Raw genomic sequence first — 19,532 nt, 5'->3', positions numbered from 1 at the left:
AGTACTATTCACAAATACTTTATAAAGCTAGGGAGCCTCTGATTAACGTGATGAGCGCAGGCCAGACAAGGCAAAAATCAACGAAAAAGCGGAGTTTACGGGGTGTAAATGAGCATTTTGAGGCGATTTTTAACGCCGTATGGCCAAGCGCAATAGTTAATCAGAAGCTTCCTATAAAAAAGCCCGCGACATGTCGCGGGCAAAGTGCATTGGAGAAGAAACAGTTAAACGCTAACCAACTTACATCGATTTAGAACCATACCTCGGTCTGAACGCCGAAAGTCCACTGACCACCGGTAAAGCCTTCGTTGCCCAGTGAGCTGGCACCGTAGTTGTTAAGGTCGTCATCCCAATCGCTGAAAGTGGTGAACAGACGAATCTCAGGACGCTGCCAGAAACCACCGACTTCAGGCTTGAAGGTGGGCGCAATTGTGAATTTGCTGAAGCCCCCATCCACGGCGTTACGACCGCTGTAACCCTGGGGGTCTAGATCCATCCACTGATAGCCAGCTTCATACTGCATTTCGAAGTTCTGCGTTAACTCGTTGGCCAGGCGCACGTTAAGACCCGCCCAGTTGTACTTATCGCCCTGGACATAACGGTCTTCGCTGGTTTCAGCCAGAATGGAGGGAGCGACGCGCCACTGCGGGGCAATATAAGTAGTGCCGTAGAGCGCTAGACGCGTAGCGGTAGCATCATCGGTAAGATCACCCCGCGAACCAAGACTTTTGGTCTCGGCACCTAGCCCCTGACCATGCAGCACAGCCGCCTTGAAATTACCCTCACCCATGCCGAAGAAGCTGTCGCCATGATAAGCAATCATGGTATGGAAACCGGTATCGGCAGCGGTTTGGCCGACATCAATGTCGCGCTCGTCGTTGTCTGCCGCCGACATACCGTTGACCATCCACTGCCAGTTACCAAAGTAGTTATTGGAGGTCAGAATCAAGTTGTCGGTGTCGCCTTCAAGACCGGGGTTCTCACGGTCAACGATCGGATAGTCAGAAAAACTACGGCCATAAATCGAGAGGTTGGACTTCCAGTTCTCTGCCAACTGCATGTCGTAGATACCGCCACCGGTACCGGCCAGGAAAATCACGTCACTGTCGAGCCAATGAATGTCGAAGTTATCGCGGTCAAAGCGCTTACCGGCCCAAATAGAGGCGTTTTCAAAAGCGCCGGTAAAACTGGGAAGATCGCTGAATTCAGCAAACACCTGACGCACGTTGATATCCGAATCGCCGCCAGTCCAGTCATTGCTGGAGGTTGTGCCGTCGGCAATCATGGTGCGGTAAAGCGCTTTGGCGCCGTTATCAAACTGCATGCGGTAGTTGAAAATCGCTTCGGCGTAGGTGTCCGGCTCATTACCTAAACGGCCCACGGCGCCGCCCTCTCCACCCGCGGGTGTCAGGTAAGGACCAGCATTTTCGCTTTTACCATCTTCGCCAATCAACAAGCCTGAACGCGCATAAACGTTAAACGAGAAGCCCTCTTCGCCATCGGCATAACGCTCCACCCGGGCCAGGCGCTCTTCGATTTCCGCATCGCTCTCTGTCGCCACGGCGGTCGACTGTGATTGCTCGGCGATCTCTGCACGGCGCTCGGCGGCATCAGCGCGCTGTTCCGCCGCTTCAATGCGGGCTTCCAGTTCGGCAAAGCGCTGCTCCAGGGTCATTTGTGCCGAAGCAACACCGCTCATCCCTAAGCTGGCGGCGGCAATCGCAATGGCTAACGGCGTTTTGAATGTCATTTTATGCATTGTTTTGAGTACCCTATTGTTATTGGTAAGCCACTATTTATAAGCGCTTTTATCTAAATCGATTAAGATCAAATCGATAACACTTCCCTTACACGGTTCGCCCAGGGGGGAGCGGCTGTAATTAAACGCCACGATGCTTAAGGAAAGATAGCCAAAACTTAATCGATTAAGTCTCTTTTTACCAACAGCGAATGGCTAATTAGCGACTAATGTCTAAGGAACGATTTAATTTAGTGAAAACTGAATGGTGTCGTTAGACAAAAGTCGCTATTGAACTTCCTCGGTCAAAGCGGCTAACTGAGCGGCATAATCTTAATCGATTAAGAAACGATTAAGGTAGCGGTTGGTTAGCTGTTCAACGCTGATTTTCATGCCACACCATCCACAACAATAAACGTCGAGGTACGCCGTTATGAAAAAGACTTTAATCACTACCGCCATCGCAGTAGCCAGCACACTGAGCGCAACGAGCCAGGCTCAAGCTGAGGAACTCACCATTTCCTGTGGCGCGGTAGGCGCGGAGTTAACGCTTTGCCAAGAAGGCGTACGCGCCTGGGAAGAGAAAACCGGCCATAGCGTCGACGTCGTTTCTACACCCAACTCCTCCACCGAGCGTCTTTCGCTTTATCAGCAGATCCTGTCGGCCAACTCCAGCGATATCGATGTGATGCAGATTGACGTGGTGTGGCCCGGCCTACTCGCCAATCACCTGCTCGATCTCAAGGAAGTGCTTGGCGATGACGCCGCTGACGGACATTTTGAAGCCATTGTGACCAACAATACGATCGATGATCGATTAGTCGCCATGCCGTGGTTCACCGATGCAGGTGTGCTCTACTACCGTGAAGATCTGTTAGAAAAATATGGCCATGAAGTGCCAACTACGTGGCAGGAACTCACTGAGATTGCCCGCGAGATTAAAGACGCCGAACGCGCCGCAGGCAAAGATAATATGCAGGGCTATGTCTTCCAGGGCCGTGCCTATGAAGGCTTGACCGTCAATGCCCTTGAGTGGGTCGCCAGCTTTGGCGGCGGCACCGTGGTAGAAACTGACGGTGAAATTAGCATTAACAACGAACACGCCGCAGAAGCCCTGGATCTGGCCGCCTCCTGGATTGGCGATATTTCACCCAACGGCGTGCTCAATTACACCGAAGAGGAAGCGCGGGGCGTCTTCCAGAGCGGCGGCGCGGTGTTTATGCGCAACTGGCCCTACGCCTGGTCGCTGGCCCAAAGCGAAGACAGTGACGTACGCGGCAAAGTGGGGGTAACCCAACTGCCCGCGGGTGGTGAAAACGGCCAAAGTGCCGCTGGCCTGGGCGGCTGGAATCTGGCCGTATCGCGCTATAGCGAACACCCGGAACTCGCCGCCGATCTGGTTGCCTTTTTGACCGGTGAAGAGGAGCAGAAGCGTCGCGCCATTCAAGCCTCTTACAACCCCACTATCGACGCCCTCTACCAGGACGACGAAGTTCTTGAAGCGGTGCCCTTCTTTGGCACACTTTACGAAACCTTTGTGAATGCAGTCGCCCGCCCCTCTGCCGCCACCGGCGACGCCTATGGCCGGGTGAGTAACGCCTTCTTCAGTACCACCCACGATGTGCTTTCCGGCACGAAAGATGGCACTCAAGCGGTCGCCGACCTTGAAGACGAATTGGCTCGCCTGAAGCGTCGCAACTGGTAACCCTGGAGTCTTTCCATGTCGACCTCCATCAAGCAGGATGACGCGCCCGCTGGGGCGCGTTCTTTCACTACCAAGCCGCGCCGGGGAACCAAGGTTCGACGTCAGCGGGTGAAAGCCGCCTGGCTGTTTTTAGCCCCCATGCTGATTGCGTTAACGCTAGTGGCTGGCTGGCCGCTGTTGCGTACCTTTTTTCTCAGTTTCACGGATGCATCACTGTCAGATTTAGGTGCCGCCAACCTGATTGGCTTTGAGAACTACCTCGTCTATGACGATGGCCGCTGGTATGGGGTACTGGCCGACTCAGTGTGGTGGCAGTCGGTATGGAATACCGTCTACTTCTCGGTGGTGTCGGTCTCCCTGGAAGTGGTTTTCGGAGTGATGGTGGCGCTGATTTTGAACGCCGAGTTTAAGGGCCGCGTCATTGTGCGCGCTGCGGTGCTGATTCCCTGGGCCATCCCAACTATTGTCTCCGCGCAAATGTGGGCATGGATGCTCAACAACCAGTTCGGCATTATCAACCATATGCTGATGGGCCTGGGCGTGATTGACGCCCCCATCGCCTGGACGGCCAACGCCACCTACTCCATGTGGGCGGTGATTATGGTCGATGTGTGGAAAACCATCCCCTTCGTGGCGTTGCTGGTGCTGGCTGCCCTGCAAATGCTGCCCAAGGATTGCTACGAGGCCGCCGAGGTCGACGGCATTCATCCGCTGCGGGTGTTCTTCAAAGTCACGCTACCGCTGATTACTCCTGCGTTAATGGTCGCAGTGATCTTCCGCTTGCTGGATGCGCTGCGCGTTTTCGATGTGATTTACGTACTGACCTCCAACTCCACCAGCACCATGTCGATGTCGGTATACGCCCGCCAACAGCTGGTCGAGTTTCAGGATGTCGGTTACGGCAGCGCCGCCTCTACCCTGCTGTTCTTGATCATTGCCCTGGCCACCGTGGCTTACCTCTACGTTGGGCGTAAACAAATCCAATTGGGAGGCGACTAATGAATACTCGTCAGTTGGCCAACATTGCCAAGCGAATCGGGTTTTGGGCGCTGATTGCGCTGATTATGGTGTACGCCGTTTTCCCGTTTTACTACGCGGTCATTACCTCGTTAAAACCGTCGAGCGACTTGTTCCGCGTTGAGCTTTGGCCTTCGAACTGGAACTTCGATAACTACATCAGCATTTTTAGCCAAACCAGCTTTCTGCGCGCTATTTTCAACTCCATCGTGGTGGCGTTTAGCGTGGTGTTCATCGCCCTGCTACTCGGCATTACCGCTTCATACGCCCTGGGCCGGGTGCGCTTTCGCGGCCGCTCCACGGTGCTGCTGGTGATTCTCGGCGTTTCGATGTTTCCCCAGGTGGCGGTGCTTTCCGGGCTGTTTGAGGTGATTCGTGCGCTCAACCTTTACAACAACCCCGCTGGGCTGATTTTAAGCTACACCATCTTCACCCTGCCCTTCACCGTATGGGTATTGACCACCTTTATGAAGCAGTTGCCCATGGAGCTGGAAGAGGCCGCCATCATGGACGGCGCTACGCCCTGGATAACCATCACGAAAGTGTTTCTGCCGTTGATGTGGCCCGCCATGGCGACCACCGGCCTGCTGGCATTTATCGCTGCTTGGAACGAGTTTCTGTTTGCTCTCACCTTCACACTCACCGATACCCAGCGCACGGTGCCCGTCGCCATCGCGCTACTGTCAGGTGGTAGCGCCTACGAACTGCCCTGGGGGCCGATTATGGCCGCGTCTGTGGTGGTCACGGTGCCCCTGGTCGTATTAGTGATTATTTTCCAGCGCCGCATTGTTTCAGGCCTTACCGCAGGCGCCGTTAAAGGCTAAGGAATGTTTATGTCAACGATGGACTCTACGATGCAAGACGCCACAACTGGCCAGGACAATACAACAGAGCAGAACAACACACTCTGGTGGCGCGGCGGCGTTATCTACCAGATCTACCCGCGCAGCTTTATGGATAGCCGCGGTGACGGTGTTGGCGATCTTAACGGTATTACCGAAAAACTCGATTACGTTGCCTCCCTTAACGTGGATGGTATCTGGCTATCGCCGTTTTTCACCTCGCCAATGCTCGATTTTGGCTACGACATTAGCGATTACTGCGACGTCGACCCCATGTTTGGCACCCTGGAAGACTTTAAAGCGCTGCTTGCAAAAGCCCACTCGCTTGGTTTGAAGGTGATGATCGACCAGGTAATTAGCCACACCTCGGATCAACACGCCTGGTTTCAGGAGAGCCGCCAAAACCGCAGCAATCCCAAAGCCGACTGGTTTGTATGGGCCGACCCCAAGCCGGACGGCACGCCACCCAACAACTGGCTGTCGATTTTCGGCGGCCCGGCGTGGACGTTTGATTCCCGTCGCCAGCAGTACTATATGCATAACTTTCTGACCAGCCAGCCGGACGTTAACTTCCATAACCCGGAAGCCCGTCAGGCGCAGTTGGATAATATGCGCTTCTGGCTGGAGCTGGGCGTGGACGGTTTCCGCTTGGATACCGTCAACTTCTACTTCCACGACGCCGAGCTGCGCGACAATCCGCCTGTGCCCAAAGGCGAAGCTAAAACCCTGGGCGCACCGGATAGCAATCCCTACACATGGCAGCGCCACGTCTATGACCTGAGCCGCCCCGAAAACCTCGACTTTTTGAAAGATCTACGGGCGCTGATGGACGAATACCCCGGCACCACCACTGTGGGCGAAATTGGCGACGATAACCCGCTGGAGCGCATGGCCGAGTACACCGCCGGTGGCGACAAGCTGCATATGGCCTACACCTTCGACCTGCTCAACACACCCCACTCGGCGCGCTATATTCATGAAGTGCTGGAACGCTTTCAGCGCCTGGCGGGCGACGCCTGGCCCTGCTGGGCAACCTCCAACCACGATGTAGTACGCAGCGCCACCCGCTGGGGCGCGGGTGAAGACCCCACCGCCTACCCTAAAGTGGCGCTGGCCATGCTCTGCTCGCTGCGCGGTAGCGTCTGCCTTTATCAAGGCGAAGAGCTCGGCCTGCCGGAAGCTGACGTGCCTTTTGAGCGCATCCAAGACCCCTACGGCAAAGTGCTCTGGCCGGAGTTCAAAGGCCGCGACGGCTGCCGAACGCCAATGCCCTGGAACGACAGCGAACATGGCGGTTTTTCCAGCGTTGAACCCTGGCTCCCCATGGAGGCCAGTCATCGGGATAGGGCGGTCAGCCGCCAACAGGATGATGCCAACTCGACCTTGAATGCGCTGCGCAACATGCTGGCCTTTCGTCGCCAGCACCCCCCACTGTTCGATGGTGACTTGACGCTGGTCGATGTAGGCGAAACGCTGCTGGGTTTTAGTCGACAAAAAGGGGAAGAAACACTGCTATGCGTTTTCAACCTCACCGCCGAGGCTCAGACGGTTAATCTGCCGCTAGCGATTGACAGCGATTTGCAGGGCCACGGTTTTACCACTCAGCGCGACGGTAATCGCCTGGCACTACCGGCGTACCAGGCAGCCTTTATGCGCGTCGCTCATGACAATTAATCGCCACCACCGCACACAACAACAAGCCGACCCAACAACAGCAGTGCAGGAAGGTCGGCAAGGAGTCACCCATGGCAAGTGTTACGCTTAATAAGGTCAATAAGGTGTTTGGCCGCGATCACATTATCAACGATGTCGATCTACATATTGGCGACGGTGAGTTCGTGGTCTTCGTCGGCCCCTCCGGCTGCGGCAAGTCAACGCTTTTACGCCTGATCGCCGGTTTGGAATCGATTAGTGATGGCGATCTGTGCATAGACGAGACGGTGGTCAACGACTTACCGCCCCGGGAACGCGGCGTTGGCATGGTATTCCAATCCTACGCGCTCTACCCCCATATGACCGTCTACGACAATATGGCGTTTGGTCTGAAACTGGCCAAAACTGCCAAAGAGACGGTGCATGAGCGGGTGATGACCACCGCCAAGATTCTACAGCTGGAAGAGCTGCTCCACCGCAAACCCAAAGCGCTTTCTGGGGGCCAGCGCCAGCGGGTGGCCATGGGCCGTGCCATGGCCCGGGAGCCGCGTATTCTGCTGTTTGACGAGCCACTCTCCAACCTGGACGCCTCACTGCGGGTGCAGATGCGTAACGAAATTGCGCGGCTGCATAACCGCCTCGGCTCTACCATGATTTACGTGACTCACGACCAGGTGGAGGCCATGACCCTGGCTGACAAAATCGTGGTACTCAATGGTGGCCACATCGAGCAGGTCGGAAGCCCCCACGAGCTGTACCAGCGCCCGGCAACGAAATTTGTCGCCGGGTTTATTGGTTCACCGACCATGAATTTCATGCCTGCTGAGCTCCTCGCAGGCGACGCCAACGGCTGTCGCGTACGGGCCGCGGGGATTGGCGAGCTCGCTCTGCCCCAGAATGCCCAGCAGCAACGTAGCGGCGAAGCGTTGACCCTTGGCATTCGCCCAGAGCACCTATGCTTAGCGGCGCCCACCGAAGACAACTGCTTCGATATCGTCAATGTCGAGTATTTGGGCAACGAGGTTTACGTCTACCTTGAGCCAAAACAGGGCGACACGCTGCTGATCCATCGTAGCGAAGCGCCCAGCCAGTGGCAGGAGGGCCAGCAGGTGGCATTGGCAGCGGATTGGGAAAAAGTCCACTTGTTCGATGAGAGCGGTGCAGCACTGATGCTGCCCACCCAAAGAGCCGCGGCTTAAGCACGGGAGTCAACCAAGATACCCGCATTAACGACCCCCTGTGTGTGTCTACCCTTCCCTTCGCTTATCATGGGAAGTTGGCAGCACACAGCGGGTCGATTTTATTATGCACACCCTTTGAATAGCTAAGTTTTCAATTATTAAAAAAGCCTGTAAAGGAAGCACCGTGACTGATCAGCGCCGAATGACACTCAAGGATCTTGCGCAGGAACTCAACGTCTCCACTGCAACGATCTCCAATGCCTTTAACCGGCCGGATCAGCTTTCGCCAGCCCTGCGCGAACGGATCCTTAAACAGGCCAAGCGGCTGGGGTACAGCGGCCCTGATGCCAAAGCGCGCAGCTTGCGCACTGGCCGCTCGCGGATCATTGCGGTGATTCTTGCGGAAAGTCTTACCTACAGCTTGAACGACGCCGTGGCCAGCGAATTTCTATCAGGGGTTGCCGAAGTGCTCGATGCTCACGGCCATACGCTGCTGCTCTTGCCGGGCCGCGGCCACGCCTCCCAACCGCCGGGCTCGGCCAATATCGCCGATGGCTTTATCGTTTACGGACTAATGCCCAACAATAAATTGCTAGATGAACTGCCTGCCCAGCGTAGCCTGGTGTCCGTTGATTTTGATATTGAAGGCTGCCCGACGGTGCATATCGACGACACCGCTGCCAGCTATAAAATCGCTCAGCATGCGCTGACGCATTTGCCCAAACGGCCGGCGATTATCAACCTGCGCTTGACCAAAGAGGCCTGCAACGGCCGTGTGACGTCTGAACACACCCTGCTGCCCAACACCAGCACGATCAGCCGCGCCCGCCTGGAGGGCTTTCATAGCGCGCTGAGTGAGCAAGGCATAGATGTGGAGCAGGTGCCGCTATGGAATATCGAGGAGAATACCTTCGAGGTGTGCTCACCGGTGATTGCCGAGATTCTCGACCAGCCCACAGAACAACGGCCAGACCTGCTGCTGTGCATGTCTGACCGCATTGCGCTAACGGCGCTAACGCTTGCCGAACAGCGCGGTATTCGTGTGCCGGAAGAGCTGCGCATTACTGGCTTTGACGGTATTGCCGAGGGGCAGTACCGGGCACCGCGTTTAACCACGGTGCGCCAGGATAGCGTGGGCAAAGGGAGGGTCGCGGCGCAGATGATTCTTGGCCGTATTCCCCTCGCCCAGCAACTGCTGCAAACGGAGTTACTGCTGGGCGATACCTGCCCTTAGATGGGGGTTACTTTGCAGTCGCCTGCATGGCAAGCGCGGTGTCCAACATGCGGTTAGAGAAGCCCCACTCGTTGTCGTACCAGGCCATGATTTTAACCAGACGGCCATTCACGCGGGTGTGATTGGCATCAAAGGTCGACGAGTTGGCATCGTGGTTAAAGTCGATAGACACCAGTGGCTCGGCGTTAACGGCCAGAACCGGTGAGTTAGCTGCGGCTTTCTCGACGATGGCGTTGATCTCTTCCTTGCTGGTATCACGTCCGGCGGTGAAAGTAAGATCCACCAGCGAGACGTTGATTACCGGCACGCGAACGGCCAAGCCATCAAACTTACCCGCCAACTCTGGCAGCACCAAGCCCACCGCTGCGGCAGCGCCGGTTTTGGTCGGGATCATAGAGTGCGTCGCGCTACGTGCCCGGTAGGGGTCGGAGTGGTAAACATCCGAGAGGTTTTGATCGTTAGTGTAAGCGTGCACCGTGGTCATCAAACCATTTTCGATACCCACCGCATCGTTCAACGCTTTGGCCACCGGCGCTAGGCAGTTGGTGGTGCAGGAAGCGTTAGAGACAACCGTGTGCTCAGCGGTCAACACCTGATCATTTACGCCATACACAATCGTCGCATCGGCATCAGGGCTGGGTGCGGAAATCAGCACGCGCTTGGCACCCGCTTCTATATGTTTGGCCGCCGCTTCGCGCTTGGTAAACAAACCGGTGCACTCCATCACCAGATCGATATTCATCGATGCCCATGGCAGCTGCGCTGGATCGCGCTCAGAGGAGATGGCGATGCGATCGCCATCTACCGTGATGCTCTCCGCGTCGTGTTCTACCTTAAAAGGGAAGTGGCCATGTACGGTGTCGTGACGCAGCAGGTGGGAGTTGAGCGAGGGGTCACCGAGATCGTTAATGGCGACGACCTGTACGCGGTCACGGTAGCTGTTTTCGTAAAGGGCGCGCAGTACGTTGCGGCCAATGCGGCCAAATCCGTTAATCGCAACTCTTATTGTCATGATAGCTCCTCAATTAACCAATAATAATGAGTGGCATCTTTAGTAAAAAAATTACTAAAAATACGTATTTAAGCGTCATGAGGCCGATAAATAGCGTGTTAACCGCCCCAAAAGGCTAGTAAATATCCAATATGTAGTAAAATTACTATATAAGCGCTATCGTAGTCCAATACTAAATTGCCAACAATACCTCTACTCAAGGAGAGCGCCCATGACGAATGCGACTTCGAAAACAACGGCCCAGACGTCTACTTCCTCCCTTCCTTATACGCCCTCAGGCCCTCATACCCCCTTGAGACGCACCAAGATCGTCGCCACCCTCGGCCCCGCCAGTGATCGGCCCGGCGTACTGGAAGCGATGCTCAAAGCCGGTGTGGATGTGGTGCGGCTAAACTTCTCCCACGGCTCGGCGGAAGATCATCGCCGTCGCTTGAGCGAAGTCCGCGAGATTGCCGAGCGCCTGGGCCGCAGCGTCGCCGCACTGGGCGATCTACAGGGGCCGAAAATTCGTATTGCCCGCTTTGTTGATGGTGCTGTCAAACTCGATGTCGGCCAGACATTCGTTTTGGATATGGCGCTTGACGCCAATAGCGGCACCGCAGAGCGGGTCGGCTGTGATTACCAAACTCTCCCGGATGATGTCGTAGAAGGCGATCGGCTACTGCTCGACGATGGCCGTTTGGTACTCGATGTCACACGAGTAGTTGGACAAGAAGTGCATACCCGCGTTCACGTAGGTGGCAAGCTATCCAACAATAAAGGCATTAACAAACAGGGAGGCGGCCTATCTGCGCCCGCACTCACTGAGAAAGATAAGGCCGATCTAAAAACTGCGATTGAGATTGGCGTTGACTACTTGGCTGTCTCCTTCCCACGCAGCGCGGCGGATATGCAGGAAGCCCGCGAACTGCTTGGCGAAGCCGGTAAAGAGATCGGCCTGGTGGCTAAGCTCGAACGCGCAGAAGCGGTTGCCGACGACGCCACGCTGGATGGCATCATTGAAGCCTCTGAGGCGGTCATGGTGGCCAGGGGTGACTTGGGCGTTGAGATTGGTGACGCCGCGCTGATTGGTACTCAAAAGCGCATTATCAAGCACGCACGCTCACTCAACCGCGCGGTGATTACCGCCACCCAAATGATGGAGTCGATGATCGAGTCGCCGCTGCCCACCCGCGCCGAAGTCTTCGACGTGGCCAACGCGGTGCTCGACGCCACCGACGCGGTGATGCTCTCCGCAGAAACCGCCGCGGGTGATTACCCGGTGGAAACCATCGAAGCGATGAACCGCGTTTGTTTGGGTGCCGAGCGTGAGCGTCTCGCTCAAGAGTCAGGCCACCGTATTCATGAAGGCTTTGAGCGCATCGATGAAACCATCGCGCTATCGGCGATGTATGCTGCGAATCACTTATCCGGCGTCAGCGCCATCGCCTGTATGACCTCCACCGGCTATACGCCGCTGATTGCCTCACGCATTCGTTCAGGTTTGCCTATCGTGGGATTGGCCCACAGCCCTATCGCCCAACGGCGCATGGCACTCTATCGTGGCGTGGTTTCCATTCCTTTCGACACTACCGATATGGATCCGGCCAACCTTAACCAAGAAGCCTTGAAGCGCTTGCAGGCGCAGGGATTTATCCACCCTGGCGAGCATGTCATTCTCACTCGCGGCGACCATATGAATGCCCATGGGGGCACCAATACGATGAAAATTCTTGCCCTGGAGAGCGATTAATCGGCTAACCTCGGTAGCAAGCTTAATAAGAAAAAGCCATTCGGGCATAAGACCGTAAGGCAATAGAACCATGAGGGAAGTGACCAAATGAGTGACGCGCAACCGCCCCGCCAAGCCATCCGTACGCTGCAAGCACGCAAGCGCATTGCGCTGATTGCCCATGATGGCAAGAAGAGCGAAATGCTTGAGTGGGCAACCCGCTGGAAGGATACCCTGAGCCAGCACGAACTGATCGGGACAGGAACAACGTCTAAGCGGCTGCAAACCGCGTTAGGACTAGATGTGGAGGGTTTAATGAGTGGCCCCCTGGGCGGTGACCAGCAGATAGGCGCGCGGATTGCGGAGCAGCGGCTGGATGTACTGATCTTCTTTTGGGATCCCTTCTCCCCCCAGCCCCACGACCCGGATGTCAAAGCGTTGCTGCGTTTAGCGGCGCTGTGGAATGTTCCCGTTGCCTGCAATGCGGCGAGCGCCGACTTCGTGCTCTCCTCTCCCTACTTGAGCGAGAGTTACGACATGTCGATACCGGATGCAGCAGCTTGGGCCCAGGCCCGCACGGTTTAACGCCGGTGCAGATGGCGCGCCACCACTTGTAGTCCGCTCTCATAGTGACCGCTCATGGCGGCTAGGGCACAGCGCAATGTTAACTCGGCAATACGGTCATAATCCTGTAGCGCCGAGTTCACTGGCTGAGGAAGGAAATCCAGCAGCCTGTGATCACCAAAAGTGGCCAGGCGAATATTTTCCGGCAGGCCGCCGCGCTCCAAGAACACATCAAAAACCCCTTCCAGCAGTGTATAGGACGCCGTCACCAGTGCATCGGCACCGCCTTGCTCGTCCAGCAGTTGAATCGCTAAACGCGCCCCTTCGCTGCGCTCATAGTGGGATCCGGTTAGATAAAGCGGCGCTATCATGCTGCCTTCAAGGGCTGCCTGAAACCCCGCCCGCCGCTCGCAGCTAACCGACAGATCCGGCATCGCTTCTAACCAGGCAACACGCTTGGTCGCCGCGCCAATTACCGAGCGAGTCAACGTCTTTGCCGCTTCCTGGTCGTTACTCACGACACTGGCAAAGCGCGCCGGGTTGAGGCCACGATCCATTCCCACCACGCACCAACCCTCGTCTACCAGGTCGGCATAAAAAGTGTCGTCGCTGGGGAGGCAGCTAGCAGTGATCAACACCTCACAGCGCTGGGCACGCAGCGCCAACGCGAGGGTTCGTTCGCTCTCTGCGCAGTCATCCGAGCTTACGATCAACAGCTGGTAACCCTGCTCCCGAGCGCCCCGCTCCAAGCGCTTGGCTAGGCGGGCATAACTGATGTTCTCCAGATCCGGCACGATCAGCCCCAGCAGGCGGCTTGCGCCGCGGCGCAGCGCAGCCGCCTGGGGGTCAATGTGGTAGCGGTGCTGCCGCACCACCGCCATCACTTTTTCAATTGTCGCCGCACTAATGCGCCGCTGCTCGGCCTGACCATTAATCACGTAGCTAGCGGTCGTGCGCGAGACGCCGGCTAACCGGGCAATATCGGCAAGAGTCATTCGGGTCTCCCTTAATATAACCAAGCAGTTTATCAGCAAGTTAGCGCCTACCAGACCAAAGTCTAAACGCCCAAGCCTTGTGTCATTCAGTGAATCGATTCAGCATAGCCAACTATACACAGATGATACGATTCATCTAGCTCACTTCGAAGCGCTACGACTATGGTTCTACACGGAGACACCTATGTTGACACTCGGCCCCGATGACATCTTGCTAGGCCGCCACGCCGACAGCTGGCAAACCGCGCTGGACAGTGCCGCTAAGGCGCTGGTTGAGGCCGGATTGGTTGAGGCCGAGTATCGCGACGGCCTGCACGCCCGGGAGGCGCAATCATCCACGTTTCTAGGCAACGCCATTGCGATCCCCCACGGTACGCCAGAAAGCCGTCAATATGTGAAGCAAACGGGCGTGCGCGTGCTGCAGTTTCCCCAGGGGATCGAGTGGCACGACGGCCAGCAGGTGCATGTACTAGTAACGATTGCCGCCCAAAATGACGAGCACCTGGATATTCTGCGCCAGCTCACCCACGTGCTGGATCGCGAAGGCGTTTCCGAGCAACTGGCAAACGCCACCTCCGCGGCAGATGTCGCACGGCTGCTTTCCAAGCCAGCCTTAGAACCGCGCCTGGATGCCGACACCCTATGCGTCAACTTTCCGGCACGCGACCCACAAGAACTCGCCCTCGCTGCAGCCGCCCGCTTACGCCAAAGCGGCTGTGTCGATAACAGTTTTATTACCGCCGTCGCTGCGACGCAGCCGACCTGGTTAGGTAAAGGGCTGTGGCTGGCCAGCAGTGCCAAGGGCGTTAATCAGCCCGCGCTAGGAGTGGCCACACCTGCAGAACAAAGCCTGGAAAGCGCTGGTCATCCGGTGCATGCGTTGTTCTGCCTGGCCGCCCACGGTGATGCCCACCGCCCGCTGCTAGAGCAATTGATGGCGGTGTTGGAAAACAGCGAAAGCCAAAGCCTGTTGGGCAAAACCAGCGCGCAGCTGCTGGCCACCCTGGCGGGCGAAACCGCCAGCACTCAGACTCGCCGTGTGCGGGTACTTAACCCCCATGGCTTACACGCCCGCCCCGCCAAACAGCTTGTACAGATAGCGCGTGCCCAGGCCATGCCGATTCAGGCACGTTTGGAAGAAGGCAGCGCCACCCCGGTTTCCGCCGCCAGCCTGACCAAAGTGATTGGCCTGGGCGCACGCCGTGGCCAGTGGCTGGTGCTTTCAGCCGAGGGCGAGCAGGCAAGCGCAGCGCTAGAGGCCGTCGCCGAGGCGGTTGAATCGGGCCTGGGTGAAAAAGTAACGCCCTTTGACGGAGGCTTCGAAAGCGTGCAGGAAGCGAGCACCGCTACACCGGCCGTCGAGCCTCTCGCTGCCGATACGCCCCACGCCGGTGTGGCCGCCTCGCCGGGTTTGGCCATTGCGCCCGTGTTTGTCATTCGCCCGATGCAGTTCGAGTACGCAGAGCACGCCAGCGACGCTGAACACGAAATCAGCCGTTTAAATAGCGCGCTGAAAGAGGGCGCCGCCCAGCTGCACACATTGGTGCATAACGCCCCCGGTGGCGAAGTCGCCGATATTCTTTCGATGCACGAAGAGATGCTCGACGACCCGGAACTCCATCACGCGGCGACGGATGCCATTCGTGAGGGACGCTCGGCGGAAGCGGGCTGGTGGGAAGCGATTGAAACCGCGGCCCACGCCCAAGAGATGCTCGCTGATCGCCTGCTGGCCGAACGCGCTGCCGACCTGCGCGACGTGGGACGCCGGGTGTTGGGCGTACTCTGCGATGTGACGCTCCCCGAACCGCCGGATCACCCTTATATTCTGGTGATGGACGATATCGGCCCTTCCGATGTGGCCCGCCTGGATACCTCCCGTGTGCGCGGCCTGCTCACCGTTCGCGGTGGCGCCACGGCGCATAGCGCTATTCTGGCCCGCGCATTGGGTATTCCCGCCGTCGTTGGCGCCGGTCAAGCGGTGATGGCACTCAACAACGCCAGCATGATGATTTTGGATGGCGAGCGTGGCCGGGTGACGTCGCAGCCTTCCGAAGAGCGCCTACAGCGTGCCGAGCAACAGTTGCTCGACCTGCAGCAGCGCGAAGCCGATGCCTGGGAAAGCCGCTTCGAGGTCGCCCAAACCCGCGATGGGCACCGTGTGGAAGTCGCCGCCAACCTGGGCAACACCGCCCACGCCGCCGATGCGGTGGAGCGCGGTGCTGAGGCGGTTGGCCTACTGCGTACCGAATTCCTGTTTATGGCCCACGCCAGCGCACCAGACTTAGCCACTCAGATTAGCGAGTATCGTCAAGCAATTGATGCACTCGACGGCCGCCCGCTGATAGCGCGCACATTAGATGTCGGCGGTGATAAGCCACTGCCCTACTGGCCTGTGCCCCAGGAAGACAACCCCTTCTTGGGTCTGCGCGGTATTCGACTGGCGCTAACCCAGCCCGAGGTGCTTGAGACCCAGCTACGCGCACTCTTGATGGCAGCAGTCGAAAAACCGCTACGCATTATGCTGCCGATGGTCAAAGATATCGCCGAGTTCCGTGCCGTTAAAGTCATCTATGACCGCCTACTCCAAGAGATTCCTACTTCCCAACGCGCCACCGATGTGCAGTTGGGGGTGATGATTGAAATACCCTCTAGTGCGCTGCTGGCACCCAGCCTTGCCGTCGAGGTGGACTTCTTCTCAGTCGGCACCAACGATTTAACCCAGTACACCCTGGCTATCGACCGAGGCCACCCGGAGCTCTCTGCCCAAGCCGATGGTTTGCACCCCGCAGTGCTGCGTTTGATTCAAATGACCGTGGCGGCAGCCCACACCCAAGGCAAATGGGTCGGCGTGTGCGGCGAATTGGCTTCAGACGCCGTGGCCATTCCGGTACTGGTAGGCCTTGGCGTGGACGAGCTCTCCGTCAGCGCGAGACAGATCCCGCTGGTCAAAGCCCGCCTGCGCGAGTTTGACTTCGCTGATGCCCAAGCCAGCGCTCAGTTAGCGCTGAGCCAAGCGACTAGCGATGAAGTGCGCGATGCACTGGAGGCACGCTAATGGCACGCGTGCTATGCATTACATTGAACCCGGCACTGGATTTGGCGTTTAACCTTGACGCCTTGGTGCTGGGCAGCGTCAACCGTCCTACCAGCGCCCAATTAGAAGCGGCAGGCAAAGGGGTTAACGTTGCCCGCGTATTGGCAGGCCTTGGCCACGATGTCACCGTCAGCGGCTTTTTAGGTGCCGATAACGACACTCCCTTTCAATTGGCATTTACCCAGTACTCCCTGACCGACACCTTTGTGCGCGTGCCGGGAGAAACCCGTATTAATGCCAAAATTGCGGAACAGAGCGGCCGCGTTACTGATATTAATGGCCCCGGCATGCCCATTGACGCCACGCATTTGCAGGCGCTGATCGACACGCTCAATACCGAGCTTTCCAGCGCGACACCACCCCAGGCGGTCGTTGTGGCGGGCAGCCTGCCCCCTGGGCTGTCACTGGACGATTTCAGCGCGCTGTTAAACCACTTAAACGACAGCGGCGTACCACTCTGGGTAGATACCAGTGGCCCGGCACTCAATGCGGCCATAGCGACTCACCCCGCCGGTGTTAAGCCTAATGAAAACGAACTGGCAGAGTGGGCGGGCGAAGATATGACCTCTTCTGATGCTCGCTTGAATGCGGCCAAGCGGCTGCATAAAAGCGGCATCGCCAATGCGCTGATTTCAGCGGGTGCCGAAGGGGTGCTGTGGGTTAACGCTCAAGGTGCCTGGCACGCCACACCGCCTAAGGTTACCGCGACGAATACCGTTTGCGCTGGCGATACCTTTATTGCGGGCATGCTCCACGGCCTGCTGACTCATCAGAACGGCCAGCAAGACGCTGAACAAACGCTGCGCTTTGCCACCGCGCTCTCGGCCGAGGCCGTGCGCCACGTTGGCGTGGGCAACCCCCACGCTGCCGATTTCGACTCACTCCAACAACACACCCGGATACGGCGTCTTGATGACACCATCACCGAGGGAGCCACGCTATGAATATTATTCTGATTACCGCCTGCCCCAGCGGCATGGCGACCACCTTCCTCGCGGCTAAGCGCCTGGAACAAGCCGCCCAGCGCCAAGGCTGGTCGGCGCATGTGGAAATGCACGGTGAAGTCGCGCCGCTCCAGCCCGCCACTGCCGAGCAGATCGCTAATGCCGATTTGATCGTGGTCGCCGCCGATCAAGTGCCTGCCCCGGAGCGTTTTGAAGGCAAGCGCCTGTTCCAAGCGCCGATTGCCAGCGCACTCCCCGACCCCAGCGCTTTTCTGGCCCAGGCTAAGCGTGAAGCGCCGATTTATAGCGCCCCGGCCGCCTCTAGCGCACCTACCGCTGCAAGCAGCACGGTTGGCAAGAAAATCGTTGCCGTCACTGCCTGCCCCACCGGCGTGGCGCATACCTTTATGGCCGCCGAAGCACTCGCCGAGGCGGGCAAAGCTATGGGCCACGCCATTCGCGTGGAAACCCAGGGCTCGGTGGGCGCACAAGATAAATTGACCGAAGAAGAGATCACCGACGCCGACATAGTCGTATTGGCCTGCGATATCGACGTTGATCCGTCGCGGTTCGCTGGTAAGCGCATCTACCGCACTTCTACTGGCAACGCGCTAAAAAAACCACGCCCCACCCTTGAAGCCGCGCTCAGCGAGGCCGCCATAGAGAACGGCAGCAGCAATGCAGGCACAGCCAATAAGAGCGTCAAAGAGAAAGGCGTTTATAAGCACCTGCTCACCGGCGTTTCCTTTATGCTGCCGATGGTCGTAGCGGGCGGCCTGCTGATTGCGCTCTCCTTTGTGTTTGGCATTGAGGCCTTTGAGCAGGAAGGCACCCTGGCCGCCGCGCTGATGCAGATCGGTGGCGGCACCGCCTTTGCGCTGATGATTCCAGTGCTAGCAGGCTATATCGCCTACTCCATCGCCGACCGCCCCGGCATCGCGCCGGGTATGATTGGCGGCATGCTCGCAGCCAATATCGGCTCCGGCTTTATCGGCGGTATTTTGGCGGGTTTCCTGGCAGGCTATGTGGCACTGGCGGTTACCCGCTACGTCAAACTGCCTTCCAGCGTTGAATCCCTTAAGCCGATTCTGATCATTCCGCTGGTCGCCAGTTTGGTCACCGGCTTGACCATGATCTACGTCATTGGCGAACCGGTCGCGGCGCTGCTTAATGCGCTGACCAGCTTCCTGGAATCCATGGGCTCCACTAATGCGGTGCTACTGGGTATTCTGCTGGGTGCGATGATGTGCTTCGATCTCGGTGGCCCGGTCAACAAAGCCGCTTACACCTTTGGCGTGGGCCTGCTCGCCTCTGAAACCTATGGCCCCATGGCGGCGATTATGGCCGCAGGCATGGTACCCGCTATTGGTATGGGGATTGCCAGCTTTGTCGCGCGCAACAAGTTCTCTGCACCGGAGCGCGAAGCGGGCAAAGCCTCTTTTGTACTAGGCCTTTGTTTTATCAGTGAAGGTGCAATCCCCTTTGCAGCGAAAGACCCGCTACGTGTTATCCCCGCCTGTATCGCAGGGGGCGCTCTCACCGGTGCTCTCTCGATGCTGGTAGGTGCAAAACTAATGGCGCCTCATGGCGGTATTTTTGTACTGCTCATCCCCAACGCCATCACCCCGGTGCTACTCTACCTTGGCGCTATTGTGGCTGGCTCGTTGGTGACCGGTTTAGGCTATGCGTTTATCAAACGTGATGCGGCCCAGGTAGCCCTCGCCACCTAACCGCTGTTACCAAAAAGTGAGGGCAGGCGAACATGCCTGTCCTTTTAAATACGTCGCTTTACGCATTTAATACCTTTTCACGCCACTTATACCCTCTACTCTTTGTCATTTT

General features: G+C 57.5%; 14 protein-coding genes. 11 read left to right on the top strand and 3 right to left on the bottom strand.

All coding sequences use genetic code 11. The features are described from left to right. Positions 1–250: 250 nt before the first annotated feature. The gene (locus JI62_RS12780) at positions 251–1,759 is read right to left on the bottom strand and encodes a carbohydrate porin (protein WP_088700529.1); all 1,509 of its coding nucleotides are present in this window, start codon (positions 1,757–1,759) and stop codon (positions 251–253) included. Between the two features lie 412 nt (positions 1,760–2,171). On the opposite strand from JI62_RS12780, the gene JI62_RS12775 reads away from it, so the two are divergent. The 6 genes from JI62_RS12775 (at position 2,172) to JI62_RS12750 (ending at position 9,370) form a co-directional block, all read left to right on the top strand. Beyond that, complete coding sequence (locus JI62_RS12775) at positions 2,172–3,443, top strand: ABC transporter substrate-binding protein (protein ID WP_088700528.1); 1,272 nt, start codon at positions 2,172–2,174, stop codon at positions 3,441–3,443. 15 nt (positions 3,444–3,458) lie between these two features. Further along, positions 3,459–4,442: a carbohydrate ABC transporter permease gene (locus JI62_RS12770; RefSeq protein WP_088700527.1), complete on the top strand. Its 984-nt coding sequence runs from the start codon at positions 3,459–3,461 to the stop codon at positions 4,440–4,442. Beyond that, entirely contained in the window at positions 4,442–5,284 is an 843-nt protein-coding gene (locus JI62_RS12765; protein ID WP_088700526.1) for a carbohydrate ABC transporter permease, read from the top strand. Before JI62_RS12770 ends, JI62_RS12765 begins: the two co-directional genes overlap by 1 nt. A gap of 9 nt (positions 5,285–5,293) precedes the next feature. Continuing rightward, positions 5,294–6,976 carry an alpha-glucosidase family protein gene (locus tag JI62_RS12760; RefSeq protein ID WP_430750723.1) on the top strand — a complete coding sequence of 561 codons (1,683 nt, stop codon included), beginning with the start codon at positions 5,294–5,296 and terminating at the stop codon, positions 6,974–6,976. 71 nt (positions 6,977–7,047) lie between these two features. Beyond that, positions 7,048–8,154, top strand: a complete 1,107-nt coding sequence (locus JI62_RS12755) for an ABC transporter ATP-binding protein (RefSeq protein WP_088700525.1) — start codon at positions 7,048–7,050, stop codon at positions 8,152–8,154. Between the two features lie 166 nt (positions 8,155–8,320). Further along, entirely contained in the window at positions 8,321–9,370 is a 1,050-nt protein-coding gene (locus JI62_RS12750; RefSeq protein WP_240513235.1) for a LacI family DNA-binding transcriptional regulator, read from the top strand. 7 nt (positions 9,371–9,377) lie between these two features. Here the strand turns inward: JI62_RS12750 and gap are convergent, their stop codons facing one another. Continuing rightward, positions 9,378–10,382, bottom strand: coding sequence for a type I glyceraldehyde-3-phosphate dehydrogenase (gene gap / locus JI62_RS12745; RefSeq protein ID WP_088700524.1), 1,005 nt, complete (start codon positions 10,380–10,382; stop codon positions 9,378–9,380). A 211-nt stretch (positions 10,383–10,593) separates the two neighbouring features. On the opposite strand from gap, the gene pyk reads away from it, so the two are divergent. Together pyk and JI62_RS12735 are read left to right on the top strand one after the other, a co-directional pair. Then, on the top strand, positions 10,594–12,114 hold the full coding sequence (pyk, locus tag JI62_RS12740; protein WP_088700523.1) for a pyruvate kinase: 1,521 nt from the start codon (positions 10,594–10,596) through the stop codon (positions 12,112–12,114). 87 nt (positions 12,115–12,201) lie between these two features. Further along, on the top strand, positions 12,202–12,678 hold the full coding sequence (locus JI62_RS12735) for a methylglyoxal synthase (protein WP_088700522.1): 477 nt from the start codon (positions 12,202–12,204) through the stop codon (positions 12,676–12,678). Here JI62_RS12735 and cra read toward each other — a convergent pair. Further along, positions 12,675–13,652, bottom strand: coding sequence for a catabolite repressor/activator (gene cra / locus JI62_RS12730; protein WP_088700521.1), 978 nt, complete (start codon positions 13,650–13,652; stop codon positions 12,675–12,677). The two genes, JI62_RS12735 and cra, sit on opposite strands and share 4 nt — an antisense overlap. 184 nt (positions 13,653–13,836) lie before the next feature. Here cra and ptsP point away from each other — a divergent pair, with 184 nt between their 5' ends. Genes ptsP through JI62_RS12715 form a run of 3 tightly spaced genes read left to right on the top strand, consistent with a single transcriptional unit; the run spans position 13,837 to position 19,420 of the window. After that, positions 13,837–16,707, top strand: coding sequence for a phosphoenolpyruvate--protein phosphotransferase (ptsP, locus tag JI62_RS12725; protein ID WP_088700520.1), 2,871 nt, complete (start codon positions 13,837–13,839; stop codon positions 16,705–16,707). Continuing rightward, on the top strand, positions 16,707–17,690 hold the full coding sequence (pfkB, locus tag JI62_RS12720) for a 1-phosphofructokinase (protein WP_088700519.1): 984 nt from the start codon (positions 16,707–16,709) through the stop codon (positions 17,688–17,690). The genes ptsP and pfkB overlap by 1 nt, the downstream gene beginning before the upstream one ends. Continuing rightward, positions 17,687–19,420, top strand: coding sequence for a PTS fructose-like transporter subunit IIB (locus JI62_RS12715; protein WP_088700518.1), 1,734 nt, complete (start codon positions 17,687–17,689; stop codon positions 19,418–19,420). Before pfkB ends, JI62_RS12715 begins: the two co-directional genes overlap by 4 nt. The last annotated feature ends 112 nt before the right edge of the window (positions 19,421–19,532 follow it).

This window comes from Halomonas campaniensis (genome assembly GCF_002211105.1).
Taxonomy (GTDB): Bacteria; Pseudomonadota; Gammaproteobacteria; order Pseudomonadales; family Halomonadaceae; genus Vreelandella; species Vreelandella campaniensis_A.
The sequence above is the reverse complement of the archived record's forward strand: the minus strand, read 5'-3'. Positions and strand labels throughout refer to the sequence as shown.

Excerpts from the sequence above, each read along its gene's own strand:
- gap (WP_088700524.1), bottom strand. The coding sequence starts at position 10,382 with ATGACAATAAGAGTTGCGATTAACGGATTTGGCCGCATTGGCCGCAAC.
- JI62_RS12775 (WP_088700528.1), top strand. The coding sequence starts at position 2,172 with ATGAAAAAGACTTTAATCACTACCGCCATCGCAGTAGCCAGCACACTG.
- ptsP (WP_088700520.1), top strand. The coding sequence starts at position 13,837 with ATGTTGACACTCGGCCCCGATGACATCTTGCTAGGCCGCCACGCCGAC.
- JI62_RS12770 (WP_088700527.1), top strand. The coding sequence starts at position 3,459 with ATGTCGACCTCCATCAAGCAGGATGACGCGCCCGCTGGGGCGCGTTCT.
- JI62_RS12755 (WP_088700525.1), top strand. The coding sequence starts at position 7,048 with ATGGCAAGTGTTACGCTTAATAAGGTCAATAAGGTGTTTGGCCGCGAT.
- JI62_RS12715 (WP_088700518.1), top strand. The coding sequence starts at position 17,687 with ATGAATATTATTCTGATTACCGCCTGCCCCAGCGGCATGGCGACCACC.
- cra (WP_088700521.1), bottom strand. The coding sequence starts at position 13,652 with ATGACTCTTGCCGATATTGCCCGGTTAGCCGGCGTCTCGCGCACGACC.
- pyk (WP_088700523.1), top strand. The coding sequence starts at position 10,594 with ATGACGAATGCGACTTCGAAAACAACGGCCCAGACGTCTACTTCCTCC.
- JI62_RS12780 (WP_088700529.1), bottom strand. The coding sequence starts at position 1,759 with ATGCATAAAATGACATTCAAAACGCCGTTAGCCATTGCGATTGCCGCC.
- JI62_RS12765 (WP_088700526.1), top strand. The coding sequence starts at position 4,442 with ATGAATACTCGTCAGTTGGCCAACATTGCCAAGCGAATCGGGTTTTGG.
- JI62_RS12735 (WP_088700522.1), top strand. The coding sequence starts at position 12,202 with ATGAGTGACGCGCAACCGCCCCGCCAAGCCATCCGTACGCTGCAAGCA.
- JI62_RS12760 (WP_430750723.1), top strand. The coding sequence starts at position 5,294 with ATGTCAACGATGGACTCTACGATGCAAGACGCCACAACTGGCCAGGAC.
- pfkB (WP_088700519.1), top strand. The coding sequence starts at position 16,707 with ATGGCACGCGTGCTATGCATTACATTGAACCCGGCACTGGATTTGGCG.